Origin of the sequence: Nonomuraea sp. NBC_00507 (genome assembly GCF_036013525.1) — a bacterium.
Taxonomy (GTDB): Bacteria; Actinomycetota; Actinomycetes; order Streptosporangiales; family Streptosporangiaceae; genus Nonomuraea.
Genome location: NZ_CP107853.1, coordinates 10,950,787 through 10,974,267 on the forward strand (window position 1 = coordinate 10,950,787; position 23,481 = coordinate 10,974,267).

General features: G+C 70.3%; 19 protein-coding genes. 7 read left to right on the forward strand and 12 right to left on the reverse strand.

Annotated features, from left to right (window positions below; translation table 11 throughout):
• Window position 1: 1 nt before the first annotated feature.
• From gcl to sucC, 5 genes are read right to left on the reverse strand one after another with little or no spacing between them, the layout of a single operon-like run.
• Window positions 2-1,723 carry a glyoxylate carboligase gene (gene gcl / locus OHA25_RS52225; protein WP_327584302.1) on the reverse strand — a complete coding sequence of 574 codons (1,722 nt, stop codon included), beginning with the start codon at window positions 1,721-1,723 and terminating at the stop codon, window positions 2-4.
• Entirely contained in the window at window positions 1,720-2,580 is an 861-nt protein-coding gene (locus tag OHA25_RS52230; protein ID WP_327584303.1) for an NAD(P)-dependent oxidoreductase, read from the reverse strand. The genes gcl and OHA25_RS52230 overlap by 4 nt, the downstream gene beginning before the upstream one ends.
• Entirely contained in the window at window positions 2,577-3,341 is a 765-nt protein-coding gene (locus OHA25_RS52235; RefSeq protein WP_327584304.1) for a hydroxypyruvate isomerase family protein, read from the reverse strand. The genes OHA25_RS52230 and OHA25_RS52235 overlap by 4 nt, the downstream gene beginning before the upstream one ends.
• Complete coding sequence (gene sucD, locus OHA25_RS52240) at window positions 3,338-4,219, reverse strand: succinate--CoA ligase subunit alpha (RefSeq protein ID WP_327584305.1); 882 nt, start codon at window positions 4,217-4,219, stop codon at window positions 3,338-3,340. Before sucD ends, OHA25_RS52235 begins: the two co-directional genes overlap by 4 nt.
• 1 nt (window position 4,220) lies before the next feature.
• Window positions 4,221-5,351 carry an ADP-forming succinate--CoA ligase subunit beta gene (gene sucC, locus OHA25_RS52245; RefSeq protein WP_327584306.1) on the reverse strand — a complete coding sequence of 377 codons (1,131 nt, stop codon included), beginning with the start codon at window positions 5,349-5,351 and terminating at the stop codon, window positions 4,221-4,223.
• Window positions 5,352-5,439: 88 nt separating this feature from the next.
• Between sucC and OHA25_RS52250 the strand changes: the two genes are divergently transcribed.
• The 3 genes from OHA25_RS52250 to OHA25_RS52260 all read left to right on the forward strand — a co-directional run bounded on the left by OHA25_RS52250 (window position 5,440) and on the right by OHA25_RS52260 (window position 7,854).
• Complete coding sequence (locus tag OHA25_RS52250) at window positions 5,440-6,738, forward strand: MFS transporter (RefSeq protein ID WP_327584307.1); 1,299 nt, start codon at window positions 5,440-5,442, stop codon at window positions 6,736-6,738.
• Window positions 6,739-6,843: 105 nt separating this feature from the next.
• Window positions 6,844-7,587, forward strand: a complete 744-nt coding sequence (locus OHA25_RS52255) for a GntR family transcriptional regulator (protein ID WP_327584308.1) — start codon at window positions 6,844-6,846, stop codon at window positions 7,585-7,587.
• Between the two features lie 90 nt (window positions 7,588-7,677).
• Window positions 7,678-7,854: a hypothetical protein gene (locus tag OHA25_RS52260; RefSeq protein WP_327584309.1), complete on the forward strand. Its 177-nt coding sequence runs from the start codon at window positions 7,678-7,680 to the stop codon at window positions 7,852-7,854.
• Between the two features lie 42 nt (window positions 7,855-7,896).
• On the opposite strand, the gene OHA25_RS52265 is transcribed toward OHA25_RS52260, so the two are convergent.
• From OHA25_RS52265 to OHA25_RS52295, 7 genes are all read right to left on the reverse strand, one after another.
• Entirely contained in the window at window positions 7,897-8,862 is a 966-nt protein-coding gene (locus OHA25_RS52265) for a TerC family protein (RefSeq protein WP_327584310.1), read from the reverse strand.
• Window positions 8,859-9,347, reverse strand: coding sequence for a hypothetical protein (locus tag OHA25_RS52270; protein WP_327584311.1), 489 nt, complete (start codon window positions 9,345-9,347; stop codon window positions 8,859-8,861). The genes OHA25_RS52265 and OHA25_RS52270 overlap by 4 nt, the downstream gene beginning before the upstream one ends.
• Entirely contained in the window at window positions 9,347-10,753 is a 1,407-nt protein-coding gene (locus OHA25_RS52275) for an Nramp family divalent metal transporter (protein ID WP_327584312.1), read from the reverse strand. The genes OHA25_RS52270 and OHA25_RS52275 overlap by 1 nt, the downstream gene beginning before the upstream one ends.
• Before the next feature lie 164 nt (window positions 10,754-10,917).
• Window positions 10,918-13,035 (reverse strand): acetate--CoA ligase family protein, encoded by a 2,118-nt coding sequence (locus OHA25_RS52280; protein WP_327591166.1) that lies wholly within the window; start codon window positions 13,033-13,035, stop codon window positions 10,918-10,920.
• Between the two features lie 72 nt (window positions 13,036-13,107).
• On the reverse strand, window positions 13,108-14,334 hold the full coding sequence (frc, locus tag OHA25_RS52285; protein ID WP_327584313.1) for a formyl-CoA transferase: 1,227 nt from the start codon (window positions 14,332-14,334) through the stop codon (window positions 13,108-13,110).
• A gap of 202 nt (window positions 14,335-14,536) precedes the next feature.
• Window positions 14,537-16,207 carry a thiamine pyrophosphate-binding protein gene (locus OHA25_RS52290; RefSeq protein ID WP_327584314.1) on the reverse strand — a complete coding sequence of 557 codons (1,671 nt, stop codon included), beginning with the start codon at window positions 16,205-16,207 and terminating at the stop codon, window positions 14,537-14,539.
• Window positions 16,208-16,287: 80 nt separating this feature from the next.
• Window positions 16,288-17,760 (reverse strand): molybdopterin-binding protein, encoded by a 1,473-nt coding sequence (locus OHA25_RS52295; RefSeq protein ID WP_327584315.1) that lies wholly within the window; start codon window positions 17,758-17,760, stop codon window positions 16,288-16,290.
• A gap of 124 nt (window positions 17,761-17,884) precedes the next feature.
• Here OHA25_RS52295 and OHA25_RS52300 point away from each other — a divergent pair, with 124 nt between their 5' ends.
• From OHA25_RS52300 to OHA25_RS52315, 4 genes are read left to right on the forward strand one after another with little or no spacing between them, the layout of a single operon-like run.
• The gene (locus tag OHA25_RS52300) at window positions 17,885-18,862 is read left to right on the forward strand and encodes a 2-dehydropantoate 2-reductase (RefSeq protein WP_327584316.1); all 978 of its coding nucleotides are present in this window, start codon (window positions 17,885-17,887) and stop codon (window positions 18,860-18,862) included.
• A 37-nt stretch (window positions 18,863-18,899) separates the two neighbouring features.
• On the forward strand, window positions 18,900-20,801 hold the full coding sequence (locus OHA25_RS52305) for a molybdopterin oxidoreductase family protein (RefSeq protein WP_327584317.1): 1,902 nt from the start codon (window positions 18,900-18,902) through the stop codon (window positions 20,799-20,801).
• Window positions 20,802-20,805: 4 nt separating this feature from the next.
• Complete coding sequence (locus OHA25_RS52310) at window positions 20,806-22,635, forward strand: NAD(P)H-dependent oxidoreductase subunit E (RefSeq protein WP_327584318.1); 1,830 nt, start codon at window positions 20,806-20,808, stop codon at window positions 22,633-22,635.
• The gene (locus OHA25_RS52315; RefSeq protein ID WP_327584319.1) at window positions 22,632-23,474 is read left to right on the forward strand and encodes a 2Fe-2S iron-sulfur cluster-binding protein; all 843 of its coding nucleotides are present in this window, start codon (window positions 22,632-22,634) and stop codon (window positions 23,472-23,474) included. The genes OHA25_RS52310 and OHA25_RS52315 overlap by 4 nt, the downstream gene beginning before the upstream one ends.
• Window positions 23,475-23,481: the final 7 nt, after the last annotated feature.

The following is a 23,481-nucleotide window of genomic DNA, read 5'->3' on the forward strand; positions in this document are numbered from 1 at the left end:
ATCAGTCGGACCAGTCGGCGGTCATGAGCTCGGGCAGCGGCTCGAACTCCTTGATGGCTTCCAGTGAGGGCCCCATGGCGGCGTTCGCCTCGCGCTCCACCATCACCTCGACGAGGACGGGCAGCCGCTCCCGCGCCGCCTCGGCCGAGGCCCAGGCCAGCGCGTCCCGCAGGTCCCCGGGCACCTCCACCCGGCGGGCCGGGCAGCCGAACGCCTCCATGGCCTTGACGTGGTCGATGCCGCCCTCGCCGTAGTGCAGGTCCACGGCGTAGTTCATGCCGTACGGGATCTCGGCCTGCCTGATCAGCCCCAGATACTCGTTGTTGATCATGACGATGACGAACGGGATGCGGTACTGGGCGGCGACCGCGATCTCCTCCATGAGGAACTGGAAGGAGTAGTCGCCCACCACGGCCACCACCTGCCGCTCAGGATGGGCGCACTTGACGCCCATGGCGGCCGGCACCTCCCAGCCCAGCGGCCCGGCCTGCCCGCACACGAGGTAGCGGCGCGGCAGGTACGTCGTCTGGAACTGCCCCGACCAGATCTGGTAGAGCCCGATGGCGGTGACGAACGTGGTGTCCCGGTCGAAGAACTCGTTGATCTCCTTGAACACCCGAGGCGGCTTGATCGGCACGTCGTCGAAGTCGTCGCGCCGCCCCATCGTGCGGCGCAGATCGGCGACCTTGCGCACCCACGTGCCCGGCTCCCGGCGGGCGGTACGACGGCGCGCCTGGTCCAGCAGCTCCGCCAGCACCGGCCGGGCGTGCCCGACGATCCCCAGGTCGGGCTCGAAGACCCGGCCGATCTGCGTGGGCTCGATGTCCACGTGGATGAACTTCCGTCCCCTGCGGTAGACGTCGAGGTCGCCGGTGTGCCGGTCCCCGAAGCGCGCCCCCACGGCCAGGACCAGGTCGCTCTCCAGGAACGCGGCGTTGCCCCACCGCGTCTGGGTCTGGATGCCGGCCATGCCGGCGAACAGCGGGTGGTCCTCGGGGAAGGCGCCCTTGCCCATGAGCGTCACCTGCACCGGCACCTGCAGGTGCTCGGCCAGCGCGCGCAGCTCCTCGCTCGCGTCGCCGATGATCACTCCGCCGCCGGCGAGGATGATCGGCCGCCTGGCCACCGACAACATGTCCACCGCCGCGCTCACCGCCCTGGGCAGCGGCCTGGGCTCCTCGACGGGCAGCGGCGCGTCCAGGTCCCGGTCGTACAGGCAGGTGCCGCGCTGCACGTCGATCGGCAGGTCGATGAGCACGGGCCCGGGCCGCCCGGACCGGGCGATCCTGAACGCCTCCCTGAACACCCACGGCGCCTGGGCAGGCTCCTTGAGCTGCACCGCCCACTTGGTCACCGGCCGGGCGATCTCCACGATGTCGACCGCCTGGAACGCCTCCTGGTGCAGCTTGGAAGTCATGGCCTGCCCGGTGACGCAGATCATCGGGATCGAGTCGGCCAGGGCGGTGTAGAGGCCGGTGATCATGTTGGTGCCGGCGGGGCCGGATGTGCCGATGCAGACGCCGACATTGCCCGTCACCCTGGCCCAGCCGTCGGCGGCGTGGGTGCCACCCTCCTCGTGGCGGACCGTGATGTGCCTGATCGAGCTGTGCTGGAGCGCGGCGTAGAGCGGCAGAATGGCCGCCCCGGGGATGCCGAAGACGGTGTCCACCCCCTCCGACTCCAGCACCGCGACCACGGCCTCCATGCAGGGCACCCTTTTCATCCGTTCAGCCTTTCCACGACCTTGAGCAGGGCGGAGTGGTCGAGCGAGCCGTGGCCCTGCGCCCTGGCCGCGGCCACGAGCTGGGCGACCTGCCCGGTGAGTGGCAGGCTGACCCCGGCCTCGCGGGCGGCGGCGAGCGCGATGCCCATGTCCTTGTGGTGCAGGTCGATGCGGAAGCCCGGAGCGAACTCACGCTTGACCATGGTGTGCCGCTTGAGCTCAAGGATCCGGGAGCCGGCCAGGCCGCCCGCGAGCACGTCGAGCCCGCCCGCCGGGTCCACGCCGGACGCCTCCAGGAGCACGATCGCCTCTGCCACCAGCCCGTAGATGCCGCCGACGACGAGCTGGTTGGCGGCCTTCACGGTCTGCCCGGCGCCGGCCGGGCCGACGTGCACCACGGTCGTGCCGAGCGTCGACAGGATCGGCCGGGCCGCCTCGGCGTCCTCGGCCGCGCCGCCGACCATGATCGAGAGCGTGCCGTCGATCGCGCCACGCTCGCCACCGCTGACCGGAGCGTCCAACGCCCGTACGCCGACGGCCGCCGCCTGCCGCGCCACCCACCGGGAGGTCTCCGGCTTGATCGTGCTCATGTCGATGTAGAGGAGGTTGGGGCGGCCGTACTCGATCACCAGCGGCGCGACGTCCTCGACCTGCGGCGAGTCGGGCAGCATGGTGATCACGACGTCCGCGCCGGAGACCGCGTCGACCACGCTCGACGCGCCCTTGCCGCCCAGGCCCGCGAGCTGGTCGACGCGCTCGGCGCTCACGTCATACCCGGTCACGGCATGCCCGGCTTTGAGGAGGTTGGCCGCCATCGGGCTGCCCATGATCCCCAAGCCGACGAACCCGATGTTCATCCCTGCCTCCAGTCGAACGCGCCCGGCCCTTCGTGCCGGTACTCCAGGCCGACGTGACCCCGATAGCCCGCGGCCTCCAGCCGCGCGAAGATCTCCCGGTACGGCATGCGCCCGCTCCCCGGCCGGCCCCTGCCGGGATCGTCGGCGATCTGCACGTGGCCGAACCGTGCGCAGTGCCGGTCGATGAGCGCGAGCACGTCCTCGCCCATCCGGTGCAGGTGGTAGAGGTCGGCCAGGAAGGCCACGTTCTCCCGGTCCACCTCGTCGATCAGCTCGAACGCCGCCTGTGACGACGTGATCGGATATTTCGGGTTCTCGTGGGAGTTGAGGGCCTCCACCACCACGGTCGCGCCGATGCCGGCGGCCGCGTCGGCCGCCGTGCGCAGGTTGTCCACGGCCAGGTCCCTGTCGACGTCGGGACCGTTGCCGTACAGGGCGTTGAGCACCCCGCAGCCCAGCTCGCCGGCCAGCCGCACGGCGGCGTCGATGTTGGCCTGGAACCGGGCCGAGCCGTCCGGCCTGGCCAGCAGGCCGCGCTCGCCCGCGGCCATGTCGCCGGCGTCGAAGTTCAGCCCGGCGAGCCGCACCCCGGCGTGCTCGATGGCCTGCCGCAGCGCGGCCAGCTCGGCGCCGGTCGGGTCCGGGCCGTCGAACGGCCACCACAGCTCGACGGCGTCGAACCCGTTCTTGGCCGCCGCGGCCGGGCGTTCCAGCAGCGGCAGGTCGGTGAACAGAATGGACAGGTTGACGTCGAATCTCACGAGACACCCGCCAGGGCCGAGCGCATGAGCCGGGCCGTCTCGGACGGGGTCCGGCCGACCCGCACCCCGACCGCCTCCAGGGCCTCCTTCTTGGCCTGGGCGGTGCCGGACGAGCCGGACACGATCGCGCCCGCGTGCCCCATGGTCTTGCCCTCCGGCGCGGTGAAGCCGGCGACGTAGGCCACCACGGGCTTGGTGACGTGCCCGGCGATGTAGGCCGCGGCCCGTTCCTCGGCGTCGCCGCCGATCTCTCCGATCATCACGATGGCGTCGGTGCCGGGGTCGTCCTGGAACGCCCGCAGACAGTCGATGTGGGTGGTCCCCACGACGGGGTCGCCGCCGATGCCGACGGCGGTGGAGAAGCCGAGGTCGCGCAGCTCGTACATGAGCTGATAGGTGAGCGTGCCGGACTTGGAGACCAGGCCGATGCGGCCGGCCGAGGTGATGTCGGCGGGGATGATCCCGGCCGAGGACTGCCCGGGGCTGATCAGTCCGGGGCAGTTGGGCCCGATGATCCGGGTACGGCCGTTCGCCAGCGCGCGGAACCGTACCGCGTCGTGGACCGGGACGCCTTCGGTGATCACCACGCACAGCGGCACGCCCGCCGCCACCGCCTCCTCCACGGCGCCGCCAGTGAAGCGCGGCGGTACGAAGACCACCGACACGTCGGCCCCGGTCTCGGCCATGGCCTCGGCCACGGAGCCGAACACCGGCACCGTACGCTCGCCGAAGTCCACCGACCGCCCGCCCTTGCCCGGGGTCACCCCGGCCACAACGTCGGTGCCGGCGGCCAGCATGCGGGCCGTGTGCCTGGTGCCCTCCGCGCCCGTCATGCCCTGCACGAGCACCCGGCTGTCCTTGGTCAGAAAGATCGCCATCTCACGCACCTGCCGCGAGTCTGGCCGCCGTCTCGGCGGCGCCGTCCATGGTGGAGACCTGGCGGACGGCCGGGTGCCGGGCCTCGCTGAGGATGCGCCGCCCCACCTCGGCGTTGTTGCCGTCCAGCCGTACGACGATGGGCCTGGCCCGGCCGCGCTCGCCGAGGAGCTCGAGCGCGGTCACGATGCCGTTGGCGACGGCGTCGCAGGCCGTGATGCCGCCGAAGACGTTGACCAGCACCGACCGCACGTCCGGGTCGGCCAGGATGATCTCCAGCCCGTCGGCCATGACCTGGGCGGACGCGCCGCCGCCGATGTCCAGGAAGTTCGCCGGCGCCGCTCCGGCCCCGGCCACCACGTCCAGGGTGCTCATGACCAGGCCCGCGCCGTTGCCGATGACACCGACCCGGCCGTCCAGCTTGACGTAGTTCAACCCCTTGGCCCTGGCCCGGTCCTCCAAGCTGTCCGTACGTTCGGCGTACTGCCAGGCGTGCCGGAAGTACGCGTTGTCGTCGAGGGTCACCTTGCCGTCAAGGGCCACGACGCGCTGGTCGGTCGTGCAGATCAGCGGGTTGACCTCGACCAGCAGCGCGTCCTCCGCGACCAGCACGTGCCACAGCTTCTCCAGCACGCCGGCGGCCTGCTCGGGGAGGCCCGCCTTGGCCGCCAGCAGCCGCGCGGTGTCCGCGTCCACCCCCGTCACCGAGTCGATCGGCAGTTTCACGATGGCGTCGGGGTCGGTGGCCGCCAGCTCCTCGATCTCCATGCCGCCCTGGCCGGACACCATGGCCAGGAAGCCGCCTTCGGCGCGGTCCACCAGGAAGGCCGCGTAATACTCCTCGAACGGCACGGTCGCCGCCTCGACCAGCACGCGGCGGGCGACGTGGCCCTTGATGTCCATCCCGAGCACGCGGGCCGCCTCCTGCTCGGCCGAGACCGGACCCGCCGCCGGTCTGATCCCGCCTGCTTTGCCCCGTCCACCGGTCTTCACCTGGGCTTTGATGACAACGGGCGCGTTCAGCTCGGCCGCGATCTCGCGAGCCTCGGCCGGGGTGGCCGCTACTTTGCCTGCCGGGACCGGGATCCCGTGACGCCCGAAGAGCTCCTTCGCCTGGTACTCGTACAGGTCCATTCGAGCCTCCTTTGTCTACGGTATACCGTATGGAATATTCTCCGTCTAGGTCTCGACAGGGGCCGGTCTTCTGGATATTCCATACAGTATGGAGAATGCAATCAAGGACTGGCGCGGGCGCGCGTACGTCCCCGGGCCCGTCCCCGCCGACCGCACCCGCATGTTCTGGCTGGCCTGGGCCGCGATGGCGGCCATCAGCCCGCTCCAGTACGGCTACGCCGCCCTCCTCGCCCAGCAGGCCGCCGGACTGACCCTGCTGGCGGTCTGGATCGCCTGCCAGGCCGCGGGCGCGCTGCCCGCGCTTCACCTGGTACGGCACGGCCGCCTCAGCGTGCGCGCCGCGCTGTTCGGCGGCGCCGCGCTCAGCGGGCTGGGGCTGTTCACGGCCGCGCTGACCACCCCGGGGGTCATCGCCGGGAGCGCCGGCCCGGTCGCCTTCGTGGGCTATGCGCTGCTCGGCGGGCTGGGCGCGGGCCTCGTCTACGGGGTGTGCGGCGAGGTGGTCTCCTCCTGGTATCCGGAGCGGCCCGCCGCCCGGGTCGGGCTCATCACCGGCGCGTTCGGGTACGGCGCCGTCCCCCTGCTCGTGTGGGCGGGGATCGCCCCGGGCGCGACGTCCGCCGCCTTTCTGCTCGCCGCGGTCGTCGCGGTGGCCGTCATCGGTGCGGCGGCCCGGCACCTGCGGCTGCCTCCGGCGCTGTGGTGGCCCGAGGACGTGGACCCGCGCACGCACGCGCTGGACGCCGCCCGGCTGCGCGTCACCCCCGATGCCGCCAGGCAGTTCCTGCTGCCGCAGGCGTTGCGCACGCGGACGTTGCCGGCGCTGGCTCTCATCCTGACGTGCGCGGGCGCGGTGTCGGTGTTCGACGTGATCGTGGTGGCGAGCACCGGATCATGGGCCGCCGTGGCTCTGCTGGTGGCGCTCAACGGCGCGAGCCGGTCGCTGGCCATGCGCTGCTCCGAGCTGCTCGGCCGCCGGCGAGTGCTCACTGGCGTCCTCGCCGCGCTCGCGGTGGGCCAGGTGCTGATCGCGCTCGCCGTGCAGGACGTCGCGGCGGCGAGTGCAGGCGCGTTGGGGGCGTCTGCGGCGGCGGCCAGCCCGCTGCTGTGGCTGGGCGTCATAGCCGCCGGGGTGGGCGGCGGGGCGTTCTACCCGCTCCTCGCCAGCCTGGTGCGCGAATTCTTCGGCGTCGAGCGGGCCGGCGACATCCATGCCGTCGTCTACAGCGCCAAAGCCTTGGCCGGGGTCGGCGCCGTCGCCCTCGCCCTGCTGGCGCTCACCACGCCCGCGACCGCCCTCCTCGTCGCCGCGACGTTGGCCGCGCTGCCGGCCCTGGCCACGCCGCGCCTGCGCATCCCGGGCCTGCCGGCCACCATCCCCGTGTGACAAGGCCTTGTGACGAGGTTCACCAGCCGGGTTCATCCAGCGAACGGTATGCTGTAGGCAGTCGACGAAAAACCGTTAAACCACGCAGCCCCTGGAGACGTGACCATGTTGCTGTCGGATCAGGCCGGTCAGACGGCGGCCACCAAGATTCAGCGTCCCGCCACGCTCCGGGAGAGCGTCATCGAGGCCATCCAGGAGCTCATCGTCTCCAGCCAGCTCAAGCCCGGCCAGCACCTGGTCGAGAGCGAGCTGGCCGATCTCCTCGGCGTGTCCAGGCAGCCGGTTCGCGAGGCCCTGCAGCAGCTCAGCGGCGAGGGCTGGGTCGACCTGCACCCCGGCCAGGGCGCGTTCGTGCACGTACCTACGGTAGAGGAAGCTGACCAGTTGCTCGCCGTACGCGCGCTGCTGGAGACCGAGTCCGCCAGGCTCGCCGCGAAACACGCCGGCGAGGACGGCGTCAAGCGGCTGCGCACCCTGTGCGCGCGCGGCATCGCCGCCGTGCAGACCGACGACATCGACGGCGCTGTGGCCATCAACTCGGAGCTGCACGCCCTGGTGACCGCGCTGTCCGGCAACAAGGTGCTCGCCGAGCTGGCCAGCCAGGTGGCCAGGCGGGTGCGGTGGTACCACACGCCGGTGGCCCGCCAGCGGGGCATGGCCTCGTGGGAAGAGCACACGGCGCTGATCGACGCCATTGAGGCAGGCGACGAGCGCCGCGCCGCGAAGATCATGCGCGAGCACACCGAGCACACCCGCGTCTCCTACATGGAGCAGCGGGAGAACGAACCCGTCCAGCCCGCCCCGAAGCCGGTGCGCCGCCGCCGTCCGCGCGCCCAGCAGGCGGGATGAGGACAGGTTGACCTGACGTTCACAGTAAAAGACATGCTGCGAAACACCTCGGACAGAGGATGGAGCAGCACGGATGGGAGGTGCATGACCATGAGGGCGTTCATCCGCTTTCTCCTTGGTGATCCCCCGGGCCAATCAGCAGATGGCCGGGCGATCGGCATCGGCCTGAGCGCAGCGCTCAGAAAGCACTACTCGGCCGACGACGCAGAGCGTTACCTGCGGCAGTGGGCCGCCGAGCACGACGTACGCAAGACCCCGAGGCGCTGAGCCGCGGCAGGGGCCGCCAGAGCACCCCCCACCGCGGCATGGTCAGCGATCTACGGAAACCGGCTCCTTCTTGGCGTCGCGGGCCGACTTGATCAGGCTCAGCACCGTGGTGACGGCGAGAGTCCCGACGATGACGCCGAGAGACACCAGGATCGGAATCTCCGGCGCCCACGACACGCCGTCGTGGTGCAGGGCCTCCAGGATGAGCTTCACCCCGATGAAGGCCAGCACCACCGACAACCCCTTGCTCAGGTAGACGAGCCGGTCCAGCAGGCCGCCGATGAGGAAGAAGAGCTGCCGCAGCCCCATGAGGGCGAAGGCGTTGGCGGTGAACACCAGGTAGGGCTCCTTGGTGAGGCCGAAGATGGCCGGGATGGAGTCGAGCGCGAACAGCAGGTCCGTGGTCCCGATGGCGACCATCACGATCAGCATCGGGGTCACCATCCTGCGCCCGTGGTGCACGGTGAGCCGGGCGCCGTGATAGGTGTCCGTCGTCGGGAGCACCCGCCGCACCGTACGCAGGGCGATGTTCTCGGAGAACTCCGCCTCCTCGTCCTCGTGCCCGATCAGCTTCCACGCGGTGTAGACCAGGAAGGCGCCGAACACGTAGAACAGCCAGTCGAACCGGGCGACCGCCTCCGCTCCTGCCGCGATGAACCCGCCCCGCATGACCAGCGCCAGGATGATGCCGATGAGCAGCACCTTCTGGCGATACTGCCGGGGCACGCGGAACCGGCTCATGATCAGCAGGAAGACGAAGAGGTTGTCCACGCTGAGCGAGTACTCGGTGATCCAGCCGGCGAAGAACTCCCCGCCGTGCGCGGGACCCGAGAGCACCAGCAGGCCGGCGCCGAAGGCCACGGCCAGGCCGACGTAGAACGACACCCAGCCCACGCACTCCTTGAAGGACGGCTCGCGCGGGTTGCGCGCCACCAGCCAGAAGTCGAGCGCGAGGATGAGACCGAATCCGCCGATCGTGGCCAGGCAGACCCAGACGGGCAGGTTCAACGCCGTGCTCCCTTCCTCGCGCGCAATGCCTCGGCGTGCTGGACGTAGAGGCCGAGCAGCGCCTCAGCGCGCGGGTTGGCGCCCGCGCGGCGCAGCAGCCAGTACGGCATGAGCCGTTCGTGGATCCAGACGAAGCCGATGGCGAAGCCGAGCGCCACCATCGCCTGGTAGGCGAGGAAGCCGAACACGCCGTCGGCCATGCCGACCCCGGCCACCCCTTCCTGGAGCAGCCGGGACAGCGGGAAGGCCGCCATCCAGTAGAGGCCCGCGGGCCCGAAGGTCCCCGGCCGGAACACGCCGTGGCCGAGCAGCGTGCCGTACATCCCGCCGCACACGGCGAGCGGTACGGCCAGCGCCAGCGCCGACAGCGCGGCCATACCGGCGGGCAGCCCTGCGAACAGGGTCAGCCCACCGGCCATGGCACCGGCGACGGCTCCGATGGACGCCCCTGGCAGGGCGAGCTCGATGCTGTGCCGTCCCTCCATCAGCCCACGACCACGCCGAAGGCGAACAGGCTGTAGAACAGCATCCCGAGGTAGAACACCGCGCCGAAGCCGATGATCGCGTTGGACCACCACTTCGGCCTGATCGGTTTGGGCAGCATGCGGTTGTTCACCAGGAGCAACGTCACGCAGTACGCGCCCATCGCGAACGTCGACAGGAACGCCAGCGTGTCCAGGATCCCGCTCGGCCCGTCAGCCGGCCCGAACAGCAGGATCAGGATGCCGAATATGATCACGCCCCAGAGGAAGCCTGCGTACAAGTGCGACATCCGCAGCTTCTTCGCCCCTGGCACGAAGTTGTAGGTCATGTCGGCCTGGCCCCGCGAGAAGGAGTCGAAGAGCCCCAGCGTCGCGTTCAGGCCGATCAGCGCGATGAACCCGAGGAAGATCGTGCCGAGCACGGAGCTGCCGGCCGAGGAGACGGCGTTGGCCATGGCGGAGAGCGCCACCTCCCGGTCGTCGCCCCGGATGACGTCGCGCACGCCCGGGTCGATCCGCACCGCCGACTGGGCGATCACCGTGAAGGAGATCGTGACCAGCATGGTGATGCCCCAGAACAGCAGCAGCGCGTCGAACGTGACCCAGCGCCGCCAGCCCTTCCACTTGGCCATCTCGGCCGGGTCCTCGGTGTCGAACATGAAGCCGCGCGCGGGCATGGCCTCTTGCTCGCCCGCGTGCCGCAGCCCGCGCACCTTGGGCATGTGCGCGCCCATGCCGGCCCCGGAGTCACGCAGGTGCAGCGTGTACCACATCTGCTGCATGCCCGAAGGACCGGCGAACGCGCACGCCCCCACGATCACCGGGAACCAGGCCGCCGACATGGCCTCGGGAGGCAGGTAGCCGATGGCGAACATGCCGGTGATCGTGGTGGCCACGTCGCCCCAGGAGCCGACCATGGCCGCCACCACGGCCGTGCCGAGCACGAGCGCGCCGATGAGCAGCGACAACACGTTCTCCAGCACGTTGTAGATCACCTTGGCCAAGCTGAAGACCACGCCGACCAGGATGAGTCCGATGACCGCGGTCACCACCCAGGGGATTCCGGTTATCTCCTCGAAGGCCGCCGCACCCGCCGACAGGTGCCCTGGCCAGATGTAGACGGCTATCGCGACGACGAAGAAGAACCACATCAGCGGCTTGAACACCCGGGCCGCGCCGGAGAAGATGCTCTCCCCCGTGGCCATGGCGTAGCGCGCCATCTCCAGCATGACCACGGCCTGGAGGGTGACGCCGATCAGGAACAGCCATCTGATCTCGGGCCCGAACAGCAGCACCAGGCGGGGCCACATGTACGACTCGCCCATGCCCACACCCAGCGCGACGAGGAAGACCGTCGGCCCGAGAATGTGCACCGAGGGTGGTGCGTCCGGGAGCTTTCTGATGGGCATCGGCTCAAGCCGGCCCGCTTTCCATACTCGTTGATCCTCAACCGGCGGCGTGGCAGTCGCCGGTGGTGTGTTTGATGTGTCCACCTACGGACCTCCTGGGGGGGTTGTTGCTTCCTCGTGCGCCCCGAATAGCCCCCTTATTGCCAGATCAGCTGCGCTTGGCTCTAGCGCAGCAGTCCGGCAGCCCTGGCCCAGCGGTACTTGGCACCGAGGACCGCAACGGGCTTCTCCGTCGTGTACGGGTACGCGACCACGCCATGCTCGAACAGGTACTCGCAGGCCTCCTCAACCTCGGTGTCACCGGCCAGTGACGCCACGACCGGCTTGACGTTGCCCTTCTCCCGCTCCTCCTTCACCACCCGGGCGATCAGCTCGGCGAAGACCATCGGCGGCGTCACGATCGTGTGCCAGTAGCCCAGGACCAGCGCGTGGATGCGCTCGTCGGCCAGGCCAAGGCGGACCGTGTTCGCGTACGTCGAGGGCGGTTCGCCGCCGGTGATGTCGATGGGGTTGCCGGCCGCGCCGAACGGCGGGATGTAGGCGCGGAATGCGGCGTCCAGGTCAGGCGGGATGTCCATGAGCGTCAGCCCGGCGTCCACGATGGCGTCGGACAGCAGCACGCCCGAGCCGCCCGCCCCGGTGATGATGACGACGTTCTCGCCCTGGGGCGCCGGCAGGATGGGCAGCGCGCGGGCGTACTCCAGCATGTCGTTGAGCCCGGGCGCGCGCACCACGCCGGCCTGGCGCAGGATGTCGTCGTACACCTTGTCGTCGCCCGCCAGCGCGCCCGTGTGGGATCCGGCCGCCCGCGCGCCCATCGCGGTGCGTCCGGCCTTGAGCACGATGACCGGCTTCTCCTTGACCACCCGGCGGGCAGCATCGACGAAGCCGCGCCCGTCCTTGAGGTCCTCCAGGTGCATGGCGACGGCCTTGGTGTTGTCGTCCTGCTCGAAGAACGTCAGCAGGTCGTCCTCGTCCACGTCGGCCTTGTTACCGACGCCGACGATGGCCGAGACGCCCATCTTGGTGGTGCGGCTGAAGCCCAGGATGGCCATGCCGATGCCGCCGCTCTGCGAGGTCAGCGCCACGCTGCCGCGGACGTCGTACGGGGTGCAGAACGTCGCGCAGAGGTTCTCCGGCGTGTAGTAGTAGCCGTAGATGTTCGGGCCGAGCATGCGCACGCCGTGCCGTTTGGCGATCTCCACGATCTCCTTCTGGCCCTCGACGTTCCCCGTCTCGGCGAACCCGGACGGGATCATGACCGCGCCGGCCACGCCCTTCTTCCCCACCTCCTCCAGTGCCACCGCCACGAACTTCGCGGGGATCGCGAACACGGCCACGTCCACGTCTCCCGGCACGTCGGAGACACTCTTGTACGCGGGCAGCCCCATGATCTCGTCGGCCTTGGGGTTGATCGGGAAGATCTGCCCCTTGTAGCCGCCGTTGATGAGGTTGCGCATGACCGAGTTGCCGATCTTGCCGGTCTCGGCCGAGGCGCCGATCACGGCGACCGAGCGCGGCTTGAAGATCCGCGTCATCTGCCGGAGGATCTCGTCGCGGGACAGCCTTTCGACCTCCTTCGGCTTCTCACCGATGAGGATGCGCACGTCGGCGGCGACCGCGCCGTTCGCGTCGGCGAAGACCGGGTTGAGGTCCACCTCGATGATCTCGGGGAAGTCGGACACGAGCTTGCCGACGCGCTCGATGAGCGCCCCCAGCGCCTCCCGGTTCGCGGGCTCGGCACCACGGGCACCACGTAGCACCTCGGCCGCTCTGATGTCGTCCAGCATCCCAAGGGCATCATCACCCGAAAGCGGGGCAAGTCTAAAGGTCACGTCCTTAAGTACTTCAACCAGGACACCGCCCAGGCCGAAGGCGACGACCTTGCCGAAGGTCGGGTCGGTGACGGCGCCGACGATGACCTCGTGACCGCCGCCGACCAGCTGCTGCACCTGGATGCCGTCGATTTTCGCGTCGGGATTGTAGGCGCGGGCGTTGACCAGGATCGTGTCGTAACCCTGCCGCACCTCCTCCGCGGTCTTCAGCCCGACGAGCACGCCGCCGGCGTCCGTCTTGTGCAGGATGTCGGGCGAGACGATCTTCAGGACGACCGGAAGCCCGATCTTCTCGGCGATCTCCACCGCCTCGGCCGCAGACGTGGCCAGCCCCTCACCCGGGGTGGTGATGCCGTAGGCCTCGCAGATCTCCCGTCCTTCGGGAGCCGTCAGGGCTGTGCGCCCTTCGGCGAATGCCTTGTCCAGTACTTCCCGGACTGTGTCTATGGTCGCGCTCCCTACGGGCCCGCCCTGGTTACGCAAGCTGCCGCTGTCGGACCCTACTCGCCGCTCCTCCACTTAAATGACTCCGTTCGTCTTGAGCTCCGCGAGCTCGTCGGCGCTCACACCGAGCTCGCCGTAGATCTCCAGGTTGTGCTCACCGAGCAGGGGCGGGGTGCGGACGTCGACCGGCGAGTCCGACAGCTGCAGCGGGCTGCCGACCGTCACGAACTCTCCGCGCTCGGGGTGCTCGACCCTGACGACGATGCCCTCGTCACGCAGCGATTCGTCCTCCACCAGCTCCTTGGTCGACAGGATCGGCCCGCACGGGATGTTCTCGGCGTTGAGCCGGTCGAGAACCGTCCACTTGTCGTGGCGGATGGTCCACTCCTCGATGAGCTGGAACATCTTGTCCAGCTTCGACAGCCGCGCCTCCGGCGTCGCCCACTCGGGGTCGTCGGCCAGCTCGGGACGGCCGATGATGTTCGAGATCGGCTTCCAGCCGACGGGCTGGACGATCACGTAGATGTAGTCGTTCGGGCCGCCGGGCGCGCACCGCACCGCCCAGCCCGGCTGGCCGCCGCCGCTGGCGTTGCCGGAGCGGGGCACCTCGTCACCGAAGGTCTTGTTCGGGTATTCGCGCAGCGGGCCGTGCGCCAGCCGCTGCTGGTCGCGGAGCTTGACCCGGCACAGGTTCAGCACGGCGTGCTGCATGGCCACCTGCACCCGCTGGCCGCGGCCGGTCTGCTCACGCTGGTAGAGGGCGGCCAGGATGCCGGCGACCGCATGGATGCCGGTGCCCGAGTCGCCGATCTGGGCGCCGGTGGCCAGCGGCGGGCCCTCCTCGAAGCCGGTGGTGCTCATCGAGCCGCCCATGGCCTGCGCGATCACCTCGTACGCCTTGAACTTGGCGTACCGGCCCTGGCCGAAGCCCTTGATCGAGGCGTAGATGAGGCGGGGATTGAGCTCCTGCAGCCGCTCCCAGGAGAAGCCCATGCGGTCCACCGCGCCCGGGCCGAAGTTCTCCACCAGGATGTCGGCCGTCTGCACCAGCTCGGTGAAGATCTGCTTGCCGCGCTCGCTCTTCATGTTGAGCGTGATGCTGCGCTTGTTGCAGTTGAGCATCGTGAAGTAGAGGCTGTCGACGTCGGGCACGTCACGCAGCTGCTGCCGGGTGATGTCACCGGTCGGGGCCTCCAGCTTGACCACGTCCGCGCCGAGCCAGGCGAGCAGCTGGGTGGCGGACGGGCCGGACTGGACGTGGGTCATGTCGAGAACACGGACACCGTCCAAAGCCTTGGGCATCTTCATTCTCCCTGACGGAACGTGACTTGACGCATACGGATTGCGAGCTTCTCCTCGGCCGGATATGGTGATCCAGGCCGCTGGGTCGGCGGTGACAGCGCGTGGAGACCTAGCCGATGGGCAGTCTGTGAAGCGCGAACCCCCGGATACTGGTTACTCGGTATGACGGGAAGCATCTTCCGCATTCGTGTGGAGGAGGAGATCATTTGTACATCGTCTGGTTCATGGTTCCGGGGGCGTAGACCTCCGGATCCACCCAGACGTTGATGAGCGAGGGCTTGCCCGACTCCCTGGCCCGCTCGAGCGCGGGGCGGATCTCGGCCGGGTCGCGCACCTCCTCGCCGTAGCCGCCGAGGAGCTTGGCGAAGTCGCCGTAGCGGATGTCGCCGAGCGTGTTGCCGACGCGGGCGCGGTCCTCGCCGTACTTGGCGGCCTGGCCGTACCTGATCTGGTTCATGGACGAGTTGTTGCCGATGACGCCGATGAACGGCAGGTCGAAGCGGACCATGGTCTCGAAGTCCCAGCCGGTCAGGCTGAAGGCGCCGTCGCCGAACAGGCACAGCACCTCCTTGTCGCGCCGCGCCTGCTTGGCGGCCATCGCGAAGGCCATGCCGACGCCGAGCGTGCCGAGCGGGCCCGGGTCCATCCAGTGGCCGGGCGACTTGGGCTGGACCACCTGGCCCGAGAAGGTGACGATGTCGCCGCCGTCACCGATGTAGATGGTGTCCTCGGTGAGGAACTCGTTGATCTCGTGCACGAGCCGGTACGGGTCGATCGGCTGGGCACCGGACAGCTGGCGGGGCAGCCGCTTCTCGTACGCCTGCGTCTCAACGGCGCGCAGCTCGTCCATCCACGCCTTGCGCTTGGCGGTGATGTCGCCGATGCGGCCGCTGGCGGCCTGGGCGGCCGCAGCGAGGATGAGGCCGGCGTCGCCGACGATCCCCAGGTCGATGTCGCGGTTCTTGCCGACGGTGCGGTAGTCGAGGTCGATCTGCACGACCGTCGCGCTCGGCGAGAGCCGCTTGCCGTAGCCCATCCGGAAGTCGAACGGGGTGCCGACGATGATGATCAGGTCCGCCTCGGTGAAGGCGTAGCGGCGGCTGAGCTGGAAGTGGTGGGGGTCTCCCGGCGGGAGCGTGCCGCGGCCCGAGCCGTTCATGTACGCGGGCACGTTGAGGGCCCGGACGAAGTCGATCGCGGCGTCGGTCGCCCGGCACGTCCACACCTGGCTCCCGAGCAGGATGCACGGCTTCTCGGCGTGCGCGAGGAGGTCGGCGAGCCGCTCGATCGCCTCGGGGTCGCCCTGCTGCCGGGTGGAGGCCCGGTAGTGCCCCGCCTTGGGGATGCGCGCCTTCTCCACGGGGACCTTCGCGTCGAGCACGTCGCGCGGGATCTCCAGGAAGGAGGGGCCGGGCGCGCCGTGGTAGCACTCGCGGAAGGCCATCGACACGATGTCGGCCACCCGTTCCGTGCTGGGCACCGTGGCGGCGAACTTGGTGATCGGGGTCATCATGTCCACGTGCGGCAGGTCCTGGAGTGAGCCCATCTTGTGCTGGCTCAGCGCGCCCTGACCGCCGATGAGCAACATCGGGCTCTCCGCTCGGAAAGCGTTGGCCACGCCGGTCACCGCGTCTGTCGTACCGGGTCCGGCGGTGACGACCGCGCAGCCGGGTTTGCCGGTGATGCGGGCGTACCCGTCGGCGGCGTGCGCGGCCACCTGCTCATGGCGTACGTCGATGACCTCGATGCCCTCATCGACGCAGCCGTCGTAGATATCGATGATGTGGCCGCCACAGAGCGTGTAGATCACGTCCACGCCCTCGGCTTTGAGTGCCTTGGCAACGAGATGACCGCCAGAGATCGTTTCCGACATTGTGCCACCTTTCCGGCGTCTGTCTTCCGCATACTGCATACCGTATGAAGGCAATAGTTACTCCGCCCGAATCGGCCTGTCTAGACCCCGGGGGGCAACTCGATCAGCTCGACCTGCTCACCGGCCCATCCCGGAGGGACCACGGCCAGGGCCTCCGCCAGCGCCGCTCCCCAGAGAGATCCCGGCCGGTCGTGCCCCACGGGCACGGCTCCCCGGCCCGTCCTCCTGACCGGCACGAGGCGGGTGTCGCGGGGATGCGCCCGCACGCGACCGGCCAGCGCACTCCTCTCCCCGCCCGCCGGCCTCCCGGCCCCGGGCGACTGCTCGCCCACCGCTCCCAGCAAGGCGCTCGTCTCGCCGGCAGCCACCCGCCCGGCCAGCGTCCGCAGGACGGGAGCGAGCAAGGTGAGAGATGCGGCGAGTGCCGCGAACGGGTTCCCCGGCAACCCGACGACCAGCCGGCCGCCGGGCAGCCGGGCGAGCAACTGCGGGTGCCCTGGCCGCACCGCGACACCGTCGACGAGGACGTCTGCGTCGAGGTCGTCCAGCACGGCCCGCAGATGATCGGCAGGCCCTTTGGACGACGCGCCGCACACGACGATCACGTCAGCCGCCGCCCCGCCGGCGCCATCGCGCCACGCCGCGCTGCCCGAGCGCGCGCCGGGCTGCTCGGCGCCGGCAGAGGGGATGGGTGGGCCGGCGTCGCCGGACGCAGGGGCGCCACCGGGCGGATGGGTACCGCCGGGCGGGTGGGTGGCATTGAGGTGCGCGGCGAGCGCGGCCCGGAGCGGCGCGGCGCCGTCGGGCAGCCGGACCGTGCCCGTGACGCGCCCCCCGGCCCACTCCACCAGGCCCGGCAGGAACGGCCCGATCGCGTCACGCACCCGGCCCGGCCCCGGTAGCCCGTGCTGCACGACCTCGTCCCCCGTGACCAGCACCATCACCCGCGGCTTCGGCCGTACCAGCAGCTCGTCGTGGCCCAGGGCGGCGGCCAGCCCGAGCGCGGCCGGCGTCACCACCGCGCCCGCCCCCAGCACCACGGCGCCCTCGGCGATGTCCTCGCCGCGCCGCCGGATGTGGCGGCCCGGCTCGGCGAGGCCGTCCACCCACACCGGCGGTGCCTCACCGCGCCCAAACCCCGGCTCGTCGCGCATCCGGGGCACTCCGGCGAGCCCCAGTGGCACATCGGGCGGCACCATGTCCGCCTGCTCGTAGGGCAGGACCGCCTCGGCCCCCGCAGGCGCCGGGGCGCCGGTGGCGATCTCCACCGCCTCCCCCGCCCGCAACCTGCCCTCGTAGAACGCGCCTCCGGCCAGGACGCGGCCGACCACCCGCCACGGACCTCCGCCCGCCACCGCGTAGCCGTCCATCGCCGCCACGTCCACACCCGGCACCGCCACCAGCGCCGTCAGGGGCCCGGCCAACCGGCACCCGAGCGCTTCTGACAACGGCACCGACACCGGGCCGAGCGGGCGGGCCGCGCCCGCCGCCACGACCCGCGCGGCGTCCCATGACATTGCTTCCACCACTGGTCCATGCCGCACAACGGTCACCGGCACACTCCTTGACCCGTGTTTTTCCATACTGTATACCGAATGCACGATGGCCTGCGTCCAGCGGGTCATCGCAGGTAGCGGATTCCGCACCTACAATCCGACGCGAGAACGGAGCGCGAGCATGAAGGTCGCTGTTCTTGGCGCCGGCGCCATCGGCGCATACGTGGGTGCCGCCCTCCACAGGGCGGGAGTCGAGGTGCACCTCATCGCGAGAGGCGAGCACCTGCAGGCGATACGCAGCACCGGTGTGCGGGTGCTCACCCCCCGGGGCGATTTCACCGCCCATCCCCATGCCACCGACGACCCCACCCAGGTCGGGCCGGTGGACCACGTCTTCCTGGGCCTCAAGGCGAACAGCTACGCCTCCGCCGGCCCCATGATCCAGCCACTCCTGCACGAGACCACGAGCATCATCGCCGCGCAGAACGGCATCCCGTGGTGGTACTTCCACGGACTCAAGGGCCCCTACGAGGGCTACCGCATCGAGAGCGTCGACCCGGGCGGCGCGGTGACGGCCGCGCTCCCGCTGCACCGGGCGATCGGCTGCGTCGTGTACGCCGCCACCGAGATCGAACGTCCAGGCGTGATCCGCCACCTCGAAGGCACCCGCTTCTCCATCGGCGAGCCGAGCGGCGAGCTCACCGAGCGGTGCCTGTCCTTCAGCCGGGCCGCGATCGAGGGCGGCCTGAAGTGCCCGGTCGAGCGCGATCTGCGCCGAGACGTGTGGATCAAACTCATGGGCAACATCGCCTTCAACCCGATCAGCGCGCTGGCCAGGGCGACGATGGCCGGCATCTGCCGCCACGACGGCGCCAGGGAGCTGGTCGTGGCCATGATGCGCGAGACGGTGGACGTGGCCAACAGGGTCGGCTGCGATCCGGGGATCTCCATCGAGCGCCGGCTGCGGGGCGCGGAGAAGGCGGGCGAACACAAGACGTCCACACTCCAGGACCTGGAGAAGGGCAAACCATTGGAGCTCGACGTGCTGCTCGCGGCGGTGGTCGAGCTCGCCGACCTGACCGGCGCAGAGGTTCCGACACTGCGAGCGATCCACGCGGTGAGTGACCTGCTCAACGAGAACCTTGTCCGTGCGGTCTAGCCCGAATACCGTAGCCTGTATACAGAATGGAGGGATCATGAGCTATGACCGCCTGACCCATCCACTGGTGCGCGAGAACGGCGTGCTGCGCCAAGCGACATGGGAAGAGGCGCTGGAGCGAGCGGCCGAGGGCTTTCGCCGCAACATCGCCAAGCATGGGCCCGACACCTTCGCGATGTTGTCCTGCGCCCGCTCCACCAATGAGATGAACTACATCGGGCAGAAATTCACCCGCGTGGTGATCGGCACCAACAACGTGGACTCTTGCAACCGCACCTGCCACGCCCCGAGTGTGGCGGGGCTGTCGGCGGTGTTCGGCAGCGGCGGTGGCACCTCCTCCTACCAGGAGGTCGAGGACACCGACGTCATAGTGATGTGGGGCTCGGCGGCCCGCAACGCCCACCCCATCTTCTTCCAGCACGTACTGAAGGGCATCCGCAACGGCGCCAGGATGTTCGCCGTCGACCCGCGCCGCACCGGCACCGCCCAGTGGGCCGACCTGTGGCTGGGGCTCAACGTGGGCACCGACATCCCGTTGGCCCACGCGGTGGCCAGGGAGATCATCCACGCCGGGCTGCACAACAAGGCGTTCATCGAGCGGGCCACGATCGGGTTCGAGGAGTTCAAGGCGTCCGTCGAGCCGTGGACACTCAGCGCCGCCGAGCAGGTCACGGGCGTGCCGGCGGAGGCGATCAGAGAGCTGGCGCACGCGTACGCCCGCGCCGACCGCGCCCAGCTGTGCTGGACGCTCGGCATCACCGAGCACCACAACGCGACGGACAACGTCCGGGCGCTGATCAACCTGGCCCTGCTGACCGGCCACGTCGGCCGCTACGGCTCGGGCCTGTCGCCGCTGCGCGGCCAGAACAACGTGCAGGGCGGCGGCGACATGGGCGCCATCCCCAACCGGCTGCCCGGTTTCCAGGACATCCTCGACCCGGCCATCAGGACCCGCTTCGAGGGCGCCTGGGGGCGGGAGATCCAGCCCCGCTACGGCCTCAACCTCACCCAGATGCTGGAGGCCATGGCCGAGGGCGAGGTGACCACCTGCTACATGATCGGCGAGAATCCGGTGCAGTCCGAGGCCGACTCCCTGTCCTGCATCAAGCGCCTGTCCATGCTCGACCACCTGGTCGTGCAGGACATCTTCCTCACCAAGACCGCCCAGATGGCCGACGTCGTGCTGCCGGCCAGCGCCGCCTGGTGCGAGGCGGACGGCACGTTCACCAACAGCGAGCGGCGCGTCCAGCGGGTGCGCAAAGCCCTTGACCCGCCGGGCGAGGCCCGCGACGACATCTGGATCATGTGCGAGATCGCCCGCAGGCTGGGCCACGACTGGCACTACGACGGCGCCGAAGAGGTCTGGAACGAGCTGCGCGCGATGTCGCCGCAGCACAAGGGCATGACGTACGAGCGGCTGGCGGAGTTGCAGGGCATCCAGTGGCCGTGCCCGTCGGAGGACTCGCTGGAGCCGCCGTACCTGCACGGGCGGCTGTGGGAGAACGACCCGGTCAAGCGGGGCGTGCCGGCGCCGTTCGCGGTGCTGCGGCACTCGCCGCCGGTGGACCTGCTGGATGAGGAGTATCCGCTGCGGCTGACCACCGGCCGCCGGCTCGACTCCTACAACACCGGAGTGCAGTCGTCGGGGTTCGCCTCTCCCCTGCGCCGGGGCGAGACGATCGAGCTGTGCCCCGAGGACGCCGAGCGGCTCGGCCTGGTCGCGGGCGAGGAGGTGCGGATCACCTCGCGGCGCGGCTCGGTGGTCGCCCCCGTCTACATCGATCCCGCGTTGCGGCCCGGGCTGGTGTTCATGACCATGCACTTCCCCGACGACGTGGACACCAATGCGCTGACCATCGAGGCCACCTGCCCGATCGCGGGCACCGCCGAGTTCAAGGCGGCGGCCGTACGTGTCGAGAAGCTCGTCAAGGCCGGGTGATCGGATGGACATCAGATTCCGCGGTGCCGAACCCTCCGAGGAGGAGCGGGCAGCGGTCGACGCCCTGCTCGGGCCGCCCGCGACCGCCTGGGATGGCGGCTCGAGGAGCGAGGCGGACCTGCGCGCCGCCGCCCGCGCCGAGTCCCAGCGCGACCTGCTGCTGCCGGCGCTGCACGCGGTGAACGACCGGGTGGGGTGGATCAGCGAGGGCGCGCTCGACTACATCTGCCGGCGGCTCACCGTGCCACCGGCGGAGGCGTACGGGGTGGCGACGTTCTACTCGTTGTTCTCCATGAAGCCGCGGCCCAAGCGGGTGCTGCACGTCTGCACCGACCTGGCCTGCCAGGCGAAGGGCGCCCAGGACGTGCGCCGGCGGGTGGAGGAGCGGTTCGGCCCGGCGGGGACGGACTGGCACGAGAGCCCCTGCCTGGGCCTGTGCGAGCGGGCCCCGGCCGCGCTCGCCCTGGAGGCCGGGCAGCCGCACCGGGCCGAGGTGTACGCCCCGGCCACCCCCGACACGATCACCACCGTGACCGAGGTGGCGCCGAGCTCCAACGGGCACGCGCCGAGCGTCAACGTCGCCGGTGAGACCCCGGTGAAGGACGCGGTGCCGCAGGCCGGCAACCCCGATCTGGTCCTGCTGCGGCGGGCCGGCGTCGTGGATCCGGCCAGCCTGGACGACTACCGGGCGAGCGGCGGCTACACCGCCCTGCGCAGGGCCTTCGAGCTGGGCCCCGCCGGGGTGATCCGCGAGGTGCTGGAGTCCGGCCTGGTCGGGCGGGGCGGCGCGGCCTTCCCGACCGGCCGCAAGTGGGACGCCACCGCCCGCCAGCCCGACCACCCGCACTACCTGGTGTGCAATGCCGACGAGAGCGAGCCGGGCACCTTCAAGGACCGGGTCGTCATGGAGGGCGACCCGTACGCGCTGGTGGAGGCGATGACGATCGCCGCCTACGCCACCGGCTGCGCCAAGGGCTACCTCTACATCAGGGGCGAGTATCCGCGGGCGACCGCGCGCCTCCAGCACGCGATCGCGACCGCCCGCGCCCGGGGCCTGCTCGGCGACGACATCCTCGGCAAGGGCCTGTCCTTCGACATCGAGCTGCGCAGGGGCGCGGGCGCGTACATCTGCGGCGAAGAGACCGCGATCTTCAACTCGATCGAGGGGCAGCGGGGCGAGCCGCGCAGCAAACCGCCGTTCCCGGTGGAGAAGGGCCTGTTCGGCAAGCCGACCGTGGTCAACAACGTCGAGACGCTGGTCAACGTGCTGCCGATCCTGGAGCGCGGAGCCCAGGCGTACGCGGCGGCCGAGCCCAAGCTGTTCTGCGTCTCGGGCGCGGTGGAGCGGCCCGGCGTGTACGAGCTTCCCTTCGGCGCCACCCTGCGGGAGTTGCTGGAGTTGTCCGGAACTACCGGCACGACCAGGGCGGTGCTGCTGGGCGGCGCGGCCGGGGCGTTCGTCACGGACCTGGACATCCCGCTCACCTTCGAGGGCACCAGGAACGCGGGCGCGACCCTCGGCTCCGGCGTGGTGCTCGTCATCGACGACACCGTGGACATGAAACGGCTGCTGCTGCGCATCGCGGAGTTCTTCCGCGACGAGTCGTGCGGCCAGTGCGTACCCTGCCGGGTCGGCACCGTACGCCAGGAGGAGGCCCTGCACCGCTTGTCGCGCCGCGTCGACCCCGCCAACTCGCGTCGAAGCGACGACGACGATCTCGTGCTGCTGCGCGAAGTCGGCCAGACCATGCGCGACGCCTCGATCTGCGGCCTCGGGCAGACCGCCTGGAACGCCGTCGAATCCGCCATCGACCGCCTGGGAGTGTTCAGATGATCCCGCTCCAGCCGCCCCGGCGGCTCATCGACGTCGAGATCGACGGCGAGGACGTCCGGGTGCCGGAGGGCTCGACCATCCTCGACGCCTGCCACGCGGCGGGCAAGGACGTGCCGACCCTCTGCTACGGCGACACGCTCACCCCCAAGAACGCCTGCCGAGTCTGCGTCGTGGAGGTGGAGGGCGCCAGGACGCTGGCGCCGTCCTGCTCCAGGAAGGCCGAGCAGGGCATGAAGGTCGGCACGGACACCGAGCGGGCCAGGCAGAGCCGCAAGGTCGTGCTGGAGCTGCTCGGCTCCTCGGTGGACCTGTCGACCACTCCGCGGGCGGCCGAGTGGGCCGAGGAGTACGGCGCCGACCCCGCCAGGTTCGGCGACGACGCGGCCACCGTCGAGCAGCCCGCCAAGGTGGACAATGACCTCTACGTCCGCGACTACAACAAGTGCATCCTGTGCTACAAGTGCGTGGACGCCTGCGGCGACCAGTGGCAAAACTCCTTCGCCATCGCCGTCGCGGGCCGGGGCTTCGACGCGACGATCTCCACGGAGTTCGACGCCCCGCTCACCGACTCGGCCTGCGTCTACTGCGGCAACTGCGTGGAGGTCTGTCCGACCGGGGCGTTGTCGTTCAAGAGCGAGTTCGACATGCGGGCCGAGGGCACCTGGGACGAGTCCCGGCAGACCGAGACCACGACGATCTGCAGCTACTGCGGTGTGGGTTGCAACCTGACCCTGCACGTGCAGGACAACAAGATCGTCAAGGTGACGTCACCGCACGACAACCCGGTCACGAAGGGCAACCTGTGCGTCAAGGGCCGCTTCGGGTACGGCTATGTCTGAGGGGTCC